This is a genomic window from Pseudoalteromonas sp. FUC4 (genome assembly GCF_008370255.1).
GTDB lineage: Bacteria > Pseudomonadota > Gammaproteobacteria > Enterobacterales > Alteromonadaceae > Pseudoalteromonas.
This window is the reverse complement of record NZ_SEUI01000006.1, coordinates 111,861-126,078: the sequence shown is the minus strand read 5'-3', so window position 1 is coordinate 126,078 and position 14,218 is coordinate 111,861. Positions and strand designations below refer to the sequence as shown.

Sequence of the window (14,218 nt, the reverse complement as noted above, 5' to 3'; positions counted from 1 at the left end):
AGCTGTTAATAAAATAAGAAACGTGATTAATACACGTCTTTCTGATAGCGGTTTGCGCTACGTAAATCTTTTAAATATTGCTCTGCGTCTTCGTTGCTCTTGCCTGTGTTTTCTTTAACAATATCAACCAAGGCGTTGTGTACATCTTTTGCCATGCGATTTGCATCGCCACAAATATAAAAGTGAGCGCCAGCTTCTAACCATTCAAACACGTCTTTACTGTTACTGCGTAACTTATCTTGTACGTATACTTTTTCTGCTTGATCGCGGCTAAATGCAACATCTACTTTGTTAAGTAAACCCGATTTTAAATAACCCTGTATTTCTACTTGGTATAAAAAGTCTTGAGTGAAATGTGGGTTACCAAAAAACAACCAGTTTTTGCCTTGCGCTTCACGCGAATCACGTTCTTGTAAAAATGCACGGAACGGCGCAATACCCGTACCAGGACCAACCATAATCACAGGTGTATCATCGTTAGTTGGTAGGCGGAAATTGTCGTTGTGTTCGCTAAATACTTTAACTTTACAACCTTCTTCTGCACGACGAGTTAAGTAACCAGTACAGCCACCTAAATGCTCGCTATCAAATGCATCAAACTGCACTAGACCTAGTGTTAAATGTACTTCGTCTTCAACCTCAGCTTGGCTAGATGCAATTGAGTACAAACGAGCTTGTAGTTTACGTAGGCAATCTACTAATGTTTGCGCATCAATTTTTGCAGGGTTTTGGCGAATCACATCAAATATTTGGCGAGGTTCAATATACGCACGCATTGCAGCTTTATCTTCTATAAGCTTTAATAATTCAGGCGTACCTGTTGCTGTAGCGTATTTTTCTACAAAACCTGGGTATGACTGAGTCAGCTCTAGTTTTTCAATAAGTGCATCGCGTACGCTTAGCTCTTCATTACCTACTTTTACAATGCTTGTTGCATCTATTTGAGTAAGTGTAAGTACTTCATCAACTAATACATCGTCATTTAAAAAGTACACACCTAATGAATCACCTGGCGTGTAAGTAATGTCAGAACCTTCAAGCGAAATTTCAACGTGGCGTACATCTTTAGTTGAGTCGCGACCGGTAATTTTTTGAACTGTTAATAGCTCTGCTTCAAATGGATTTTGTTTTGTATATTGGCTTGCTGCAGAGGTTGGAGCGCCAAATGGCATTGATACAACTTGACCACCAGCGGCCTCTTGCTGCGCTTTTAAATCAGGTTCAAATGCATCAATTGCACCGGCGATCCACGTAGCGGCTTCATCTTCGTAATCTACATCTAAATCAGCACGTTGATAGATAGTTTGCGCACCGAGTTTATTTAAACGTTCTTCAAAATCTTTTGCTGTTTGGCAGAAAAACTCATAGCTAGAATCACCTAAGCCAATAACCGCTATTTTTACATCGTCTAGTTTTGGCGCTTTTTTAGTGGCTAAAAATTCGTAGAGTGTTTCTGCGTCTTCTGGTGGCTCACCTTCGCCGTAAGTAGATACAACGATAGTTAAAAACTTTTCTTTTTTCAGGGCTGTTGGTTTGTAATCTGACATGCTAACAAGCTTAACTGCTAAGCCTCGCGACTCAGCCTGCTCTTTCATTTTGGTAGCTACACCTTTTGCGTTACCTGTTTGCGAACCATATAAAATAGTTAGCGCTGCTGCATCACCCGCAGCCGGTACGCCAGCAGTAGGAGCGCCTAATGCAGCTGAATTAGCATTTGCAGCTAAGTAACCACTTACCCACGCTTGTTGAATTGGATTAAGTTCAGCCACTAAACCTTGCAGCTTTTGTACTTGATCTTGCGATAGCGGGCTTGCCGCAGCATTTAGTTGACCTAACAACATGAATCGATTCCCCATAACCCTGAAAATTAAACACAACACACTTAGTGTATTGTTAAAAATGAGTTTTACCTCATCCAGAGCGTATCTGTTGAGGTTTTCTAAGTTAGTAGGATAACGGGCTCAGCATAGATAAAAAAAGAATAGAATCTGCTTTGATATTCCATTTAGTTATTAATTTATAAAAATACCTTCAAAAACAGATTAAAGACATATTATTGCCTTTTACTGCACTTTAAATTAACAATTTTGTAACCAAGCTGATGTAGGGTATATTTCACTTTCAAAATAAAAATAGGAACAACCATGTTACACGGGAAATATAAAAATAAACTACTTAGTACCGCTTTGTTGCTTGGCTCATTACCTGTAATGGCCAATGTAGCTAATGGCGGATTTGAACAATGGTCAGGTAATACACCTAGCTCTTGGAGCACTATTGATAGCGGAATCAGCTTAACGCGCTCAACTAGTACAGTTAAAAGCGGTAGTAGCTCTGCCGCTGTTAATGTAACAACTGGATCACAAAGTAACACTGATTTACTACAACAGGTTGCTGTAGAAGCAGGTAAAACCTATAACTTTTCGGCTGATGTTTACCACACCGAAGGTAAAATTAAAGCGCGCTTGTATGTAGATGGCTATCAAGGCTATTCAAATCAAGCACAAACTAACCAATGGCAAACAATTAGCCATAGCTATACACCAAGCAGTGATAAAACAATTAGTGTTGGGCTTAGGTTTTACGATGTAAGTGGATTTGATGGCAGCGAAATCGTATACGTAGATAACTTTTTACCAAATGCTAATGGCAGCGCATCAACAAGCTGTACCGACAATAGCCTTACTTTAACGCTTAGTACCGATAATTACGGTAGCGAAACTAGTTGGGCCGTTAATAACAATCAAGGTAGCGCTGTTGCTAACGGCAGTGGTTACGCATCAAACACTCAGTATGATGAGCAAATATGCCTAACTGATGGTATTTACACACTTGTTATTAACGACAGCTACGGCGACGGCATGTGTTGTTCAACAGGTAGTGGCAGTTATGCGCTTAAGCAAGGCTCTACCACACTTGCTAGCGGTGCAAGTTTTAGTAGTACAGACAGCACGGCATTTACTTTAGGCAGTGGCTCTGGTGATGGCGGCGGGAGCAACCCAACACCCACGGGCTACTATGTTACTGCTCAAGGGTTATCGGGTTATGCACTAAAAACTGAGCTTTATAATATTATTAAAGATCATAATGCACAGGGTTACTCAGCTATTTGGAATTTTTACGACTCATCCGCACGTGATAAATACTTTGAAAACGATAACAGTATTTTAGATATGTATAGCGAGAAACCAAACGGCTCAGATAGCTACAATTATGCTGCGGTGAGTGATCAATGTGGTAACTATAGTGGAGAAGGCGGCTGTTATAATCGTGAGCATTCATTTCCTAAAAGCTGGTTTGGCGGCACTATTGAGCCTATGAACTCAGATGTGCATCATATTTACGCAACCGACGGTTATGTAAACTCAAAACGTAGTAACTTCCCATTTGGTGAAGTAGCAAGCGCTTCATTTACATCAACTAACGGAAGTAAACTAGGTTCTGCCGCAAGTTCATTAAATTACTCAGGTACTGTATTTGAGCCAATTGACGAATTTAAAGGTGACTTTGCTCGCGCTTATTTTTACATGGCAACACGCTACGAAAATGTAATAGGCACTTGGCAAACTAAAACAACTTCAAGCAATGCGGTACTTAATGGTTCAAGCGATCAAGTGTTTGAAAGCTGGGTTGTAGCCATGCTGCTTAACTGGCATAACAGCGATCCTGTAAGCCAAATGGAACTTGACCGTAACCAAGCAGCCTTTGAATTTCAAGGTAATCGTAATCCGTATATTGACCACCCTGAATTTGTAGAAATGATTTGGTAAAAGTTAGCGGTTAAAACATAAGCCTCTGCAATTGCAGAGGCTCTTAACTTTTGGTGTGTAATATTTTTGGGAGATTACCTCACCACGTAACGTATTTTCAATAAAAACACTCATTTAACAACTACTAAGACTAAAGGATAATAACTTACCATTAACACTATTCCCCGCTATAAACGGTAATCAAACTCTTTGAAGTAAAAAATCAAGCCATTGATTTATAATAACTTTAAATCATTTTGTGTAGTTTTATAAATTTTAACGTAAAGCTAATTGTCAGATTAACTGTATTAAAAACAACCATGCACGACCTTTTGCCTATACATCCCAGCCTAAAAGCTGATTTACCCTGCATGTTCAATATTCATTTGCTTTAACAAAAGCCGTATTTATTTGATTAAGCAACAATGTTGCAGGAGAACGCATGCAAACTACACCACCCGGTGATGCACCATCAAACACGCACAAGGATGCTCAAAGCTACGAGCAACTTCACAAACCGAGTTCAGAGTTTAATACTCGCGACGAGTATCTCGAACATGAATTACAAATTATGCAGCCTAAACGTTGGCGCCCTAATTTACCGTTTAGAGATTACCGATTTGAATTTGAAGACACCATTCCTGCAATGGCGGGCACTATTGGTAAAGTCGTTATGGTGGGCGCTATTGCAGCAACCTTCGCAGCGCCACTAGGTTTAAGCGATGCATTTGTTTTAGAAAACGTGCGCTACGAATTACTCATTGTTTCTATTTTTATCATTTTGTTTTCAGGCTTTATTTTACCTACAGCCAACTTGGCTGGTACTCACGGCCCACTTATTCCGTTAATTCCTATTGTTGTTGCTGCAGGCGGTCACCCTATGGCGTTTGGCTTACTCATTGGTGCCTTTGGCTTTATTTTAGCCATAACCAAGGGAGGAAGTATGCTCGCGCGTCTAACCAGTAAAGGTGTGTGTGGCGGGCTACTCATTTATTTAGGTTTTATTGGTACTATTTCGCAGGTTAAAAAGCTGTTTGCCTGGGCTGAAGCCATTGATATGGCACATATTGCGTTTATTGTTATTTTAGCCACCATTTTATTGTATGCGCTATTAGAGCACTTTAAAAAGCGTTGGTTAGCCGTACCATTAAGCTGCCTTATTGGTGGTGTGGTTGCCTTTGCTTTAGGTGCACCGTTTGAGTTTCATACTGCACCGGGTTTACCAAATATGAACCCAGCTTACTGGTGGGGCGAAAACACGGGTTGGATGCTAGGTTTACCAACGCTTGAAAGCTTTGTTGTTGTACTCCCATTTGCAGTGCTCGCCGTTGCCATGTGGTCGCCAGATTTTTTAGGCCATCAAGTATTTCAAAAAATAAGTTACCCACAACGCACTGAAAAAGTACAAATGAATATCGACGACACCATGCTGAGCGCATCGGTTAGACAAACATTTGGCTCACTTGCCGGCGGTGCTAACTTTGCGTCCTCTTGGGGTACTTATATTGTGCCTGCTGCTATTGCTAAACGCCCTATTCCGGCTGGCGCTATTTTAACTGCATTATTTTGCATTATTGCTGGTTTATGGGGTTACCCTATGGATTTAGCCATTTGGCAACCTGTGCTTTGTGTTGCGCTTATTGTAGGTGTGTTTATTCCGCTACTTGAGGCTGGCATGGAAATGACGCGCGAAGGCAAAACAACGCAATCAGCCGCTATTGTGGTATTTGCTTCGACCTTGGTTAATCCGGCTTTTGGTTGGTCGCTTACTATGCTACTTGATAACTTAGGGCTTATTGGCTGTAAAGAGCGCAGCGCAGAGCTAACTAAAATGAGCCGCTGGGTGATTCCACTTATTATGTTTGTGCTACTTACCACTGTAATGGCAATTGTAGGCATGTTACCTGGTATACCTGCATTAATGGCTGACTTTAGACATTAAGCCTTATCTAGCACATCTAATATTTACCCACAAAAAAGCACGGTAATTGCCGTGCTTTTCAATACGTGAATTTACTATATACAAGTTAAACAATTACTGCCAAGGGCGCTCAGCTGCTAGTTGTTTTTCAAACGTATCAATCTGTGGGTTTAGCGTTTCGGTTACACCAATAAAATCTAAGCCACTTAATAAGCGCTCTTTTACGTCTTTACGAATATCAAAACTAATTGGTGCAAACTTACTACTTGTTAGTGTTTGATTTTCAAGGTCGATTTCAATGTTAATATCGTCGTGCTGCTCACTAAGTACAAACAACTGCTCAAGCGTGTCGGCTGGTATCGCAATGGCTAACATTTGGTTGTTGCCACAGTTATTAAAGAAAATATCTGCAAAGCTTTCCGCTAAAATCACTTCAAAACCATATTGCTTAAGCGCCCAAGGAGCATGCTCTCGAGATGAGCCACAACCAAAGTTGTCGCGCGTTAATAATATTTGCGCGTCTTGGTAGCATGGGCGATTTAAAATAAAGTCAGGGTTTGGCTCACCATTATCTAAGTAACGCCAATCATAAAACAAGGCAGCATCAAAACCTTCGCGGCTAGTTGATGTTAAAAACTGCTTAGGAATAATTTGATCAGTATCTACATTGTTCTTATCAAGTGGAGCCATTAAGCCACTAAAAAATACGCTCATTATGCTTCTCCTCTAATATCAACAAAGTGACCATGTATTGCAGCGGCTGCCGCCATTGCAGGACTAACTAAATGTGTACGCCCACCACGACCTTGGCGACCCTCAAAGTTACGGTTAGAAGTAGATGCACAACGCTTGCCTGCTTCTAGGCGGTCATCGTTCATTGCTAAACACATAGAACAACCTGGTTCGCGCCATTCAAAGCCAGCGGCTTTAAAAATATCGGCTAAGCCTTCGTCTTCAGCTTGTTTTTTAACTAAGCCAGAGCCTGGTACAATTAACGCCTCTATGCCTGCAACTACTTGCTTGCCTTCAACAATTTTTGCAGCAGCGCGTAAATCTTCAATACGGCTATTAGTACATGAGCCAATAAAGACTGTATCTACTTTTGCGCTTGATAATTTATCGCCCGCTTTTAAGTCCATGTATTTAAGTGCGCTGCGAATAGCATCGGCTTTAATTAAATCAGGCTCTTTATCTGGATCTGGAATGCATTCATCAACGCCTATTACTTGCTCTGGGCTTGTGCCCCACGTAATTTGTGGCTGAATGTCGTCAGCATTTAGCTCAACAACTAAATCAAAGTGTGCGCTTTCATCAGTTTTTAAAGTTTCCCAATATTCAACGGCTGCATCAAAATCTGCGCCTTTTGGTGCAAACGGGCGATCTTTTAAATAATCATAAGTAATTTGGTCAGATGCAATTAAACCCGCTTTTGCACCCATTTCTATGCTCATATTACATAGCGTCATGCGGGCTTCCATTGAAAGCGCTTCAATGCCTGCACCACAAAATTCAGCAACATAACCTGTGCCACCAGCGGTACCTAACTTGCCAATAACCGCCATAATTAAATCTTTAGCAGTAACCGTTGGACGAAGCACGCCGTTAATTTGAATTTTTAACGACTTTGCCTTTTTTTGCTGTAGCGTTTGCGTTGCTAATACGTGCTCAACCTCAGACGTACCAATACCATGCGCTAATGCACCAAACGCACCATGTGTAGAGGTATGGCTATCGCCACATACAATGGTTGTGCCTGGCAAAGTAATACCCTGCTCTGGCCCCATTACGTGCACAATGCCTTGGTTAATTGAGTTTAAATCGTAAAGTACAATACCAAACTCTTTACAGTTTTTATCAAGCGCCATTAATTGGTTTTTAGATACTTCGCTTGCGGCATCAAGTGATCGGCTTTTAGTCGATACGTTATGATCCATCGTTGCAAAGGTTTTTTCTGGGCAACGTACAGTACGGTTTTTTTCGCGTAGACCTGCAAAAGCCTGCGGAGAAGTAACTTCATGCACTAAATGGCGGTCAATATAAAGTAAATCGGTTTGCTCATTTATGCTGGCAACGGTATGTGCTTGCCAAATTTTGTCGTATAACGTTTGGGCCACTTGCTAATTTCCTAATCTGTTTGAGTTGCAGCATAACGGTGCTGCAACTTTAATATGTTATTAAATGCGTGAAACGATAGCTGCTGCCACATCGCTTGTGCTGTAACCGGCATTTGGATATATATCTGGTGTGCCTACACCTGCTTCTACAGCTTCTGCTACTGCTTTTTCAATGGTGCGCGCAGCTTCGTCTTGCCCTAGCGAGTAACGTAGCATTAATGCGGCACTTAAAATTTGTGCTATTGGGTTTGCAACGCCTTTACCTGCAATATCTGGTGCTGAACCACCGGCTGGCTCGTACAACCCAAAACCCGATTGATTCAAGCTTGCCGAAGGTAATAAGCCCATTGAGCCTGTGATCATCGCGCACTCATCTGACAAAATATCGCCAAATAAGTTATCGCAAAGTAGTACGTCAAACTGGCTAGGCTGTTTAACTAACTGCATAGCGGCGTTATCTACGTAAATGTAATCTAGGCTCACTTCTGGGTAGTCTTTGCTTACTTCGGTGACTACTTCACGCCATAATACGCTTGATGCAAGTACGTTTGCTTTATCTACCGAGGTTACGTGGTTACTGCGTAATTTTGCCGCTTCAAAAGCAAAGCGTGCAATGCGTTCGATTTCTTTTCGTGAGTATGTTTGCGTATCAAAAGCAGCTTCTTCAGCGCCTTCGCCGCTACGGCCTTTTTCGCCAAAATAAATGCCACCGGTTAGCTCGCGCACACATAAAATATCAAACCCTTTTTCACTAATATCAGCACGTAATGGCGATGCTGCACTAAGTGCTGGTAATAGTTGTGCAGGGCGTAGGTTACAAAACAAACCAAAGTGCTTACGAAGCGGCAATAACGATGCGCGTTCAGGCTGTTCGTTTGGTGGTAAGTTTTCCCATTTAGGGCCACCAACTGAGCCAAATAAAATAGCATCGGCGTTTTCACACGCGCTTAGCGTTTTTGGTGGTAATGCTTCACCAAATTCATCAATAGCTGCGCCACCAATAGCATGATGCTGACGGTTCAGGGTAAAACCAAACTTATTGCTTACAGCATCAAGCACTTGCTCTGCTGCTGCCATTACTTCTGGGCCAATACCGTCGCCAGCTAATACTGCAACGCTGTAGTTTGTTTTACTCATCCTGCTTTCCTTTGTTGTTTTAAATCAGACACTTTTTGTGCACGATAAATTAAGTTGTAAACACGGATCATGGCGCGTACCGACGCTTCAACCACATCCGCTGCAATGCCCGCACCGTGGTAAGGTCGGCCATCGTATTTAGCTATAATATTTACTTGGCCTAATGAGCTTGCACCTTGGCCTGTCGCTTCTAAGTTATATTCAATCATTTCAACGCTCATACCGGTTAAGCGCTCAATAGCTGCAAACGAAGCTTCAACTGGGCCATTACCTGTCGCGGCTTCTTGTTTAGCTTCGCCATCAATTCGCATTCCAATCGTAGAGCTTGCTACCGATTGTGAGTTAGAGGCTGAGTTAACAAATTCTAATTGGTATTTTTCGTCTTTGTCGTTAATTTGATTAAAGTAAATCATCGCCTCAAGGTCGTAATCGTATACTGTGCCTTTTTGGTCAGCCAATTCAATAAAGCTTTTATATAAGCCATCCATATCGTAATCAGATTTTTGATAACCTAACTCTTCTAAGCGATGCTCAATAACATGGCGACCCGAACGCGAAGTCATATTTAATTGGTTGCTTGGCACACCAACGCTTTCTGGCGACATAATCTCATAAGTATTTTGCGCTTTTAATACACCGTCTTGGTGAATGCCAGAACTATGTGCAAAGGCGTTTTCGCCAACAATCGCTTTATTTGGTTGTACTGGCATATTACAAATTTTAGCCACTTGACGAGATGCGCGGTAAATTTCTTCACTTTTAATATCTGTGTATACTTTTAAGTGGTCTTTGCGCATTTTCATGATCATCGCCACTTCTTCAAGCGAGCAGTTACCAGCCCGCTCACCAATACCATTAATAGTACACTCAATTTGGCGTGCCCCCGCTTGCACTGCAGCCACTGAGTTTGCTACGGCTAAACCTAAATCGTTGTGGCAATGCACACTTAAACGCGCTTTATCAATATTTGGCACGTTATTCATTAAATGGCGGATCATCGCAGCGTATTCGTCTGGCGTTACAAAGCCAACGGTATCTGGCAAGTTAATAGTTGAAGCTCCGGCGTTAATTGCCTGCTCAACAATTTTACATAAATCCCAATGCGGCGTACGACCGGCATCTTCACACGAAAACTCAACATCATCAGTATAGTTACGTGCTAACTTAATCGATTTAACCGCCATGGCCGTTGCATCGTCTAGGCTCATACGTAATTTATGTTCAAGGTGCAAAGGGCTTGTAGCAATAAAAGTATGAATACGGCTTTGCTGAGCTGTGCGAAGTGCTTCGCCACAGGCCTCAATGTCTTTAGCAACTGAGCGTGCCAAACCACAAATAATCGGGCCTTTTACCTCAGTTGCAATACGTTGCACCGAGCGAAAATCAGCAGGGCTCGAAACCGGAAAACCCACTTCCATCACATCCACATTCAAGCGGCTAATTGTATGTGCTAATTGAATTTTATCATCTTCAGTAAGGCTTGCTTTAAGCGCCTGTTCGCCATCACGTAAGGTGGTATCAAAAATCCATACTTTATCTTGCTCTTGCATAACTGCCCCTCATTCCTATGTTACCCAAATTTCAATTAATCCCAGCCGCGAGATAAAAAAAACCCCGCAATTGCGGGGTTTTTAGTGTTCAACTCGATGCAAACACACTAATCCCCGCTTACTTGCCATAGCAGTAAGAGGTTAAGTTTTAGTGTAATTAAACGAATAATATGCATCTTGTTTTCTTGTGTGTGTGTTCAGCGAAGCCCATTTTTAACATTACAAAGCGATGGAAGCAAGCATAAAAATTCCACAAAACAGATTTAAAAATGATTCAATTTGGTTTTTTAATTCAAACTAGGTGCTTATTAAGAATTGAAATAACAAATGCGTGGCTAGTGACGCTTAAATTAATAAGCACTGCAATATACCGTGCTTATATTAACTTTTTGCAATTTTTTTAAGCTATGCTTCTTTAGTCGTTTCTCTTACGTAATGCCCGGCCCCACGAGTAATATAACGTAATTGCCAAATAACGCGCTCAATTAATTCGTCGCGTTGCAACCCTTCTATATCGAGCGCTTCTGCACCCGCATTAAATACGAGCGTTACCATAGATTCCGCCTGAATATAGGCATGCATAGCGTTGCACTTAGTTTCACTTTCTAAATAATGAGCCAACTCTAAAATAAAATGTTTTACCTCGCGGGCTACAGCGGCTCTAAATGCTTTAGAAGTCCCAGAGCGTTCTCGCAGCAACAACCTAAATTGGTTACTTGAGTTATCAATAAACTCCATAAACGTAACCACTGAGGTATTTATAACACTGCCGCCATCGTTCGCTATTCGCCTACGTGCTTGACGCATTAGTTGGCGAAGGGTTAAACCGGCTTCGTCTACCATGGTTAAACCTAGCTCATCCATGTCTTTAAAATGGCGATAAAAAGACGTTGGGGCAATACCGGCTTCTCGTGCTACTTCGCGTAAACTTAAATTCGAAAAACTATGATCAGCACTCAGCTGATTAAATGCCGCTTGAATTAACGCCTGTCGTGTTTTTTGTTTCTGTTGCGCTCTAACACCCGACATCAACAGCTCCCTGAATTATTTTATATGAATATTTAGTGATATTAGCTCAATTGTACAGTCTAATACTTGACGACGAGAGTTTGAAATACTATTTTAGCTTACAGTTGTACGCTGAGATTGAGAATTATGAATAAACCACCGATTATTTGGACAAACGTCCTATTTTTTAGCCTAACCTTTTTGGCGGCTGCCACACTTGTACCTTGGTACGCCATTAGCTACGGATTTACCAGCGCGCATTGGATTGCTTTTGTAGGCTGCATGTTTTATGCAGGCTTATCAATTACTGCCGGCTACCACCGATTATGGGCACATAAAACCTATAACGCACACCCTGCTGTTGAATTTATTTTTGCGCTTGGCGGTGCTTTTGCGCTGCAAAACAGTGCATTGCATTGGAGTAGCGATCACCGTATACATCACGGTCAAGTTGACGACCCAATAAAAGACCCTTACGCGGCTACCAATGGTTTTTGGTATAGCCATATCGGCTGGATGTTACGTGACTACCAAGGCGATAGCTACAACGACTATAGTAATTGTCGTGATTTACAACGAAATAAAGTCGTTATGTGGCAACATAAGCACTACTTAAAACTAGCTATTGCTATGAACGTAGGTTTACCTCTTGCACTTGGTTTATTAGTTGGTGATGTGTGGGGTATGCTAATTCTTGCAGGTTTACTACGCTTAGTACTAAGCCAACACTTTACCTTTTTTATAAATTCGGTTGCACATATTTGGGGCTCTCGCCCATATACCGAAAAAAATACGGCACGCGATAACGGCTTTTTAGCGTTATTTACATACGGTGAGGGGTATCACAACTTCCACCATATTTTTGCAAGCGACTACCGTAACGGTATTAAATGGTTTCATTACGATCCAACAAAATGGATGATCCGCTCTTTAGCAGCTGTTGGTTTAGCCAATAAGTTAAAGCGTACACCTGTTGAACGTATAGAAAAAGCGAAGGCCGAAACGCTAATGAGCAAAACGCAAACGCGTCTTGCAAAATTGCCTTTAGCACAAGATAAGATTACATTATTACAACAAGAGTACGATTTACTGCTGAAAAAACTGCAAAATTATTGTTCACTACAAAAACAAGTGTTAGAAGTTAAAAAAAATAACATGGCAAAGCAGTGTGAACGCTCAGCATTAATGGCACAATACCATGAGTTGGAAGCCGCCTGGGAAAATCAAAAACAGGCATGGCTAGCACTTAATGCGAGGTTATTAAAAGCCTCTTTTAATTAATTTAGGAGTGGCTGTGGCCAAACAACCAGAACAAAAAAAAGTACCCGTGACATACCAATATGATGCAATAATTATTGGTACGGGTCCTGGCGGTGAAGGTACCGCCATGAACCTTTCAAAAAATGACAAAAAAGTAGCGGTTATTGAACGCCAAGAATCAGTTGGTGGCGGTTGTGTGCATTGGGGAACAATTCCTTCAAAAGCGCTTCGCCACTCTGTTAGCCGCTATATTGAATACAAAGCAAATCCATTATTTAATGTTGGTGAGCGCCCTAGCCGCTTAACATTTCCTGATATTTTACGTCACGCAAGTTCTGTTATTTCTAAGCAATCTAATTTACGTAGTAGCTTTTACGATCGTAACCGCATTCATATGTTTCAAGGTGATGCGAGCTTTGTAGATAAGCACACAATTGAAGTAAAAAGAAATGATGGCTCTACTGAGCGGCTGACTGCTAAAACGATTGTTATAGCAACGGGTTCGCGCCCTTATCGCCCACCAGAGGTAGATTTTACGCATTCTCGTATTTACGAAAGCGATACGATACTAGGCCTTGAACACGACCCTCATCGTGTACTGATTTATGGTGCAGGTGTAATTGGTTGTGAGTACGCGTCAATATTTAAAGGTTTAGGCGCTAAAGTTGATTTGGTTAATACACGCGACCGACTACTTGCTTTTATGGATGCAGAAATATCTGACGCACTTAGCTATCACTTTTGGAATAGCGGTATTGTTATACGTCACAATGAAGAGTTTGACCGAATTGAGACCCGTGACGACTGCGTTATTATGCATTTAAAATCAGGTAAACGCGTAAAAGCTGACTGTATTTTATTTGCTAATGGCCGAACTGGTAACACTGACACACTAAACCTTGAAGCCATTGGTTTAAAAGCCGATAGCCGTGGCCAATTAAAAGTTAACGAAACATATCAAACAGAAATTGATAACGTTTACGCTGTAGGTGATGTAATTGGCTATCCAAGCCTTGCAAGTGCGGCGTTTGACCAAGGTCGTATAGCTGCTGATGCAATTGCATGTGGTAACTGCGATGACAGGCTGATTGTTGATATTCCGGCTGGTATTTATACCATTCCAGAAATGAGTTCAGTCGGTAAAACCGAGCAAGAGCTTACAGCCGCTAAAGTACCGTATGAAGTTGGCCGTGCTCAGTTTAAGCATTTGGCTCGCGCGCAAATTGCTGGTACTGAAGTAGGTAGTTTAAAAATATTATTCCACACCGAAACCAAAGAAGTACTTGGCGTACATTGTTTTGGCGAACGTGCCTCTGAAATTGTCCACATTGGCCAAGCTATTATGGAGCAAAAAAATGGCGGCAATAATATCGACTACTTTGTAAATACCACATTTAACTATCCAACGATGGCTGAAGCCTACCGTGTTGCGGCATTAAATGGTTTAAATCGCTTATTTAAATAATTGTATTTGGATAA

The 14,218-nt window shown here is 41.5% G+C and carries 10 protein-coding genes; 4 read left to right on the top strand and 6 right to left on the bottom strand.

The window, feature by feature from the left end; translation table 11 throughout:
- Window positions 1–26 precede the first annotated feature (26 nt).
- The gene (locus tag EU510_RS16765; RefSeq protein ID WP_149594429.1) at window positions 27–1,841 is read right to left on the bottom strand and encodes an assimilatory sulfite reductase (NADPH) flavoprotein subunit; all 1,815 of its coding nucleotides are present in this window, start codon (window positions 1,839–1,841) and stop codon (window positions 27–29) included.
- Window positions 1,842–2,144: 303 nt separating this feature from the next.
- On the opposite strand from EU510_RS16765, the gene EU510_RS16760 reads away from it, so the two are divergent.
- Together EU510_RS16760 and EU510_RS16755 are read left to right on the top strand one after the other, a co-directional pair.
- Window positions 2,145–3,770 (top strand): endonuclease, encoded by a 1,626-nt coding sequence (locus EU510_RS16760; RefSeq protein ID WP_149594428.1) that lies wholly within the window; start codon window positions 2,145–2,147, stop codon window positions 3,768–3,770.
- 421 nt (window positions 3,771–4,191) lie between these two features.
- A complete protein-coding gene (locus EU510_RS16755; RefSeq protein ID WP_007582201.1) occupies window positions 4,192–5,691 on the top strand; it encodes a DUF3360 family protein in 1,500 nt (499 codons plus the stop codon).
- Between the two features lie 93 nt (window positions 5,692–5,784).
- Here EU510_RS16755 and leuD read toward each other — a convergent pair whose 3' ends face one another.
- The 5 genes from leuD to fabR form a co-directional block, all read right to left on the bottom strand.
- A complete protein-coding gene (gene leuD / locus EU510_RS16750) occupies window positions 5,785–6,384 on the bottom strand; it encodes a 3-isopropylmalate dehydratase small subunit (protein WP_149594427.1) in 600 nt (199 codons plus the stop codon).
- A complete protein-coding gene (leuC, locus tag EU510_RS16745) occupies window positions 6,384–7,784 on the bottom strand; it encodes a 3-isopropylmalate dehydratase large subunit (protein WP_149594426.1) in 1,401 nt (466 codons plus the stop codon). Before leuC ends, leuD begins: the two co-directional genes overlap by 1 nt.
- Before the next feature lie 60 nt (window positions 7,785–7,844).
- Window positions 7,845–8,921 (bottom strand): 3-isopropylmalate dehydrogenase, encoded by a 1,077-nt coding sequence (leuB, locus tag EU510_RS16740; protein WP_149594425.1) that lies wholly within the window; start codon window positions 8,919–8,921, stop codon window positions 7,845–7,847.
- The gene (leuA, locus tag EU510_RS16735) at window positions 8,918–10,471 is read right to left on the bottom strand and encodes a 2-isopropylmalate synthase (protein ID WP_002961090.1); all 1,554 of its coding nucleotides are present in this window, start codon (window positions 10,469–10,471) and stop codon (window positions 8,918–8,920) included. The genes leuB and leuA overlap by 4 nt, the downstream gene beginning before the upstream one ends.
- 405 nt (window positions 10,472–10,876) lie before the next feature.
- On the bottom strand, window positions 10,877–11,500 hold the full coding sequence (gene fabR / locus EU510_RS16730; RefSeq protein ID WP_149594424.1) for an HTH-type transcriptional repressor FabR: 624 nt from the start codon (window positions 11,498–11,500) through the stop codon (window positions 10,877–10,879).
- A gap of 126 nt (window positions 11,501–11,626) precedes the next feature.
- Here fabR and EU510_RS16725 point away from each other — a divergent pair, with 126 nt between their 5' ends.
- Complete coding sequence (locus EU510_RS16725) at window positions 11,627–12,760, top strand: acyl-CoA desaturase (RefSeq protein ID WP_024589509.1); 1,134 nt, start codon at window positions 11,627–11,629, stop codon at window positions 12,758–12,760.
- A 13-nt stretch (window positions 12,761–12,773) separates the two neighbouring features.
- The gene (sthA, locus tag EU510_RS16720) at window positions 12,774–14,204 is read left to right on the top strand and encodes a Si-specific NAD(P)(+) transhydrogenase (protein WP_007378904.1); all 1,431 of its coding nucleotides are present in this window, start codon (window positions 12,774–12,776) and stop codon (window positions 14,202–14,204) included.
- The last annotated feature ends 14 nt before the right edge of the window (window positions 14,205–14,218 follow it).

Bases quoted from the DNA above. Each gene is read 5' to 3' on its own strand.
- EU510_RS16725 (WP_024589509.1), top strand. From the start codon at position 11,627: ATGAATAAACCACCGATTATTTGGACAAACGTCCTATTTTTTAGCCTA.
- leuD (WP_149594427.1), bottom strand. From the start codon at position 6,384: ATGAGCGTATTTTTTAGTGGCTTAATGGCTCCACTTGATAAGAACAAT.
- fabR (WP_149594424.1), bottom strand. From the start codon at position 11,500: ATGTCGGGTGTTAGAGCGCAACAGAAACAAAAAACACGACAGGCGTTA.
- EU510_RS16765 (WP_149594429.1), bottom strand. From the start codon at position 1,841: ATGTTGTTAGGTCAACTAAATGCTGCGGCAAGCCCGCTATCGCAAGAT.
- leuA (WP_002961090.1), bottom strand. From the start codon at position 10,471: ATGCAAGAGCAAGATAAAGTATGGATTTTTGATACCACCTTACGTGAT.
- leuB (WP_149594425.1), bottom strand. From the start codon at position 8,921: ATGAGTAAAACAAACTACAGCGTTGCAGTATTAGCTGGCGACGGTATT.
- EU510_RS16760 (WP_149594428.1), top strand. From the start codon at position 2,145: ATGTTACACGGGAAATATAAAAATAAACTACTTAGTACCGCTTTGTTG.
- EU510_RS16755 (WP_007582201.1), top strand. From the start codon at position 4,192: ATGCAAACTACACCACCCGGTGATGCACCATCAAACACGCACAAGGAT.